This is a genomic window from Ilyobacter sp. (assembly GCF_041583315.1).
Lineage (GTDB): Bacteria > Fusobacteriota > Fusobacteriia > Fusobacteriales > Fusobacteriaceae > Ilyobacter.
Genome location: NZ_JBFHGC010000336.1, coordinates 1 through 3,285, shown reverse-complemented (window position 1 = coordinate 3,285; position 3,285 = coordinate 1). Strand labels below are relative to the sequence as shown.

General features: G+C 39.3%; 5 protein-coding genes. 4 read left to right on the top strand and 1 reads right to left on the bottom strand.

Translation table 11 applies throughout. The annotated features are described in order from the left end of the window. The 4 genes from ABZA26_RS10935 to ABZA26_RS10920 all read left to right on the top strand — a co-directional run. Positions 1-378, top strand: a 378-nt coding sequence (locus ABZA26_RS10935) for a hypothetical protein (protein WP_372714563.1), incomplete at its 5' end; no start/stop codon positions are given. Between the two features lie 27 nt (positions 379-405). Then, positions 406-1,143: a site-2 protease family protein gene (locus tag ABZA26_RS10930; protein WP_372714562.1), complete on the top strand. Its 738-nt coding sequence runs from the start codon at positions 406-408 to the stop codon at positions 1,141-1,143. Positions 1,144-1,152: 9 nt separating this feature from the next. Then, positions 1,153-1,776, top strand: coding sequence for a trimeric intracellular cation channel family protein (locus tag ABZA26_RS10925; RefSeq protein ID WP_372714561.1), 624 nt, complete (start codon positions 1,153-1,155; stop codon positions 1,774-1,776). Beyond that, positions 1,763-2,341, top strand: coding sequence for a YigZ family protein (locus tag ABZA26_RS10920; protein WP_372714560.1), 579 nt, complete (start codon positions 1,763-1,765; stop codon positions 2,339-2,341). Before ABZA26_RS10925 ends, ABZA26_RS10920 begins: the two co-directional genes overlap by 14 nt. A 62-nt stretch (positions 2,342-2,403) precedes the next feature. On the opposite strand, the gene ABZA26_RS10915 is transcribed toward ABZA26_RS10920, so the two are convergent. Next, a partial coding sequence (locus tag ABZA26_RS10915) for a [Fe-Fe] hydrogenase large subunit C-terminal domain-containing protein (RefSeq protein WP_372714559.1) occupies positions 2,404-3,285 on the bottom strand: 882 nt, incomplete at its 5' end.

Here is a 3,285-nt window from a genome sequence, read left to right as displayed (position 1 = left end):
CTGATATTTCTTAAAAACCGGTGGAAGGGGTTGGCAGTGGTACCATGTCTTGCTATGATTTTTATAAATGGTCCGTCATCCCCGGAGATTTTGGATTATAAAGGGATGATATATTATAAAGAGGACCCGGGATTTTTAGTTTCCGGAAGGAAGATGACAGAGAGGGATATTTTATTTCTGAGAGACAACGGCGTGGAAAGTATAGAGGTGCTCGTAACGTCTGATGAGACAGAAAAAAGATTCCGGCATATTTTTAATGTATCTAAAGAGATAAGACTTGATGATGGAGATGAGGTAAAGATTAAAGAGAGGACATTCAGGAACAACAGGGGAAAAATAGTGGAGGTAGAAAGAATTGAAAAAAATATCCAGATATGATAATTTATACATAATAGAGGTGATACAATGAAGAATTTTATAAAAGAGTTTAAATATCTAAATTCCAATGCTCCGACTTCCACAAAAGTGATATATGGTATTCTGGGAGGGCTTTTAATTTTAACTATGCTGAAAAAATTAGTTATTCAGCCCTTCACCGGGGTCATGATAGGAATACTTATTCTTTCTGTTATGCTTCATGAGATAGCCCACGGACTGGTAGCATATCTCAACGGAGACCCGACGGCAAAGAGTGCAGGCAGGCTGACTCTTAATCCCATCAAACATTTAGATCCTCTGGGGACTCTGCTTCCGGTGTTTCTAATTGCAACAGGGGCGACCTTTGTAATAGGCTGGGCAAAACCTGTACCTGTAAATTTCAGAAATCTCAGAGACAGGAAATGGGGAGTTTTTCAGGTGTCTGTGGCAGGAGTCCTTACTAACTTCATGCTGGCTTTTATAGGGGCCACTATGATTAAGTTCATGGGGTTATATCTGTACCAGAGAGGATTTATCAACGCAGTCTATTATCTCATAAGAATAAATCTGATCCTGGGTATATTTAATCTGATTCCTATACCTCCTCTTGACGGGTCAAAAGTTGTCTCCAGTCTGGGTGGACAGAGAGTAAAAGAGATTTTTTACAGCATGGAATCTTATGGTTTTTATATAATAATAGCTCTGGCATGGTTTGGATTTTTAGGGGAGATAATTAACCCTTTTTATCAGCTGGCTCTTAGGATACTGAATGCATATATTAATTAAGGAGAAGTCATGATTATAGAAGTACTGAATATTGTAGGAGTAGTGGCATTTTCTGTCTCTGGAGCTCTGAAAGGTGAAAAACATAAACTTGATATACTGGGTATAGTCATACTAGGAGTTATAACAGCAGTGGGCGGAGGGATAATAAGGGACGTGATACTTAATCAGGTGCCGGATTCTATAATCCACGAAAGAGATGCATATTTAGCTGTTTTTACAGCGATACTAACCTATATAATCTACCACGATAAACTTGAATGGAAACTTTCCCGTATAATAAAAATTTCAGATGCTGCAGGACTCGCTGTCTTTACAGTTATAGGAGCCCAAAAAGGACTGGCTAACAACCTTGGACTTTTGGGGGTTTCCATTACGGCTACCCTCACAGGTGTAGGGGGAGGAGTCCTGAGGGATATGTTTGTAAATGAGATACCTTTTATACTAAAGGAGGACGTGTATGCATTTCTTTGCCTCGTAGGTGGTGGAGTATACTGGGCTGGGATGAAATGGGGACTGTCAGAAGCTCTTATGATAAACACTGTAATGTCTTCAATTTTTATAATAAGAATTATGGCAATAATATTCAATCTCCAGCTTCCGTCTAAAGGGAGGCTGAAAAATGCAAACAGTTGAAAGAGAATGCCATATAGAATTTGAAGAAAAAAAATCAAAATTTATCGGTTATATAAAGCCTATTGCCTCGAAAGAGGAGGCTGAGAATTTTATACAGATGATAAAAAGAAAGCATCCTGATGCTACTCATAACTGCAGTGCTTACAAGGTCACAGAGAACGGACAGGAATATTACAAGGTAGATGATGACGGTGAGCCAGGAGGGACTGCAGGAAAGCCCATAGGGGAGATTATGAATCTTTTGGATGTAAATAATCTTGTAGTGGTTGTGACCAGATATTTTGGCGGGATAAAGCTTGGTGCAGGAGGACTGGTGAGGAACTATGCCAAGGCTTCTAAGCTAGCTGTCCAGGAAGCGGGTATAGAGGAATATGTCCACTTAAAGAAATATGTAGCCGATTTTTCCTATGACAAGGTAAATGAGGTAGACGGGATTATAAACTCTACAGGTGGAAAAATCCTTGAAAAAGAATTTATGGACAAGGTAACCTACAGAATTCTGGTAAAAGATGAAACAGAGTCTCTCCTGAGAGAAGTAAGAGGTCTTGTAATATTTGAGATATAAGAAAGTCCCGCTTTTTAAACGGGACTTTTTTGATGGTGATTATTTATTTTTCATCAAAAATATTATTTTTTAGATCCAACTTTCATGAGCATCACTCTTGCGACCTTTGGGTTCTGCAAAATGGAAGGTCCTGCAATACAGCCACCACGACATCCCATTCCTTCAAGAAGTGTGTCGTCTCCTGCTTTTTCAAAAGCTGCAAAGCTTTCCTTTCCTTCTGCCAATCCATTCATGTGGATTACAGTCACTTCTTTTTCTAACCTCCTGGCTACTGCATTTGCAACTCCACCGGTATGAGCAAATCCCCATCCGCAAGAAGTTCCTAAAACCTCTTCTTCAGGAAGGTTCGGCATATCTATATCTCTGGCATCTATCCATGAAGCGATGTCTGTAAATGTAAGTACGTAATCTACGATTTTTTTATCTTTTAAAAAGTTGTATTTGTCAGCTTCCATTTTTTTAGCAATACATGGTCCTATAAACGCTATTTTTTTACCTGGATACTTCTCTTTCAGATGTTCTGCCAAGGCAGCCATAGGGGACGGAGCATGAGAAATATATTTTTCCATTTCAGGCTGATGCTTCTTTATGTAGCTGTAAAAAGCAGGACAACATGAGGTGGTCATTTTTCCGGGATTTTCTTTCATTATCTCTGCTTCTTCTTCTGCAACCATATCGGCTCCCACAGCCACTTCAATAGCATCTGAAAAACCAAGTTTTTTAAATAAACTTTTTATTTTTCCGGGAGAAATAGCATGTCCAAATTGGGATACTATCGCCGGGGCATAGATTGCAACAACATCTTCTTTATTTTTTATAGCATGTACCACGTCTAAAATCTGAGTTGGAGATTCGATAGCTCCAAAAGGACAAGCTACATGGCAGGCACCACAGGCAACACATTTTTCCATATCGATGTCTGCTGCACCCTTCTCATCTTTTGT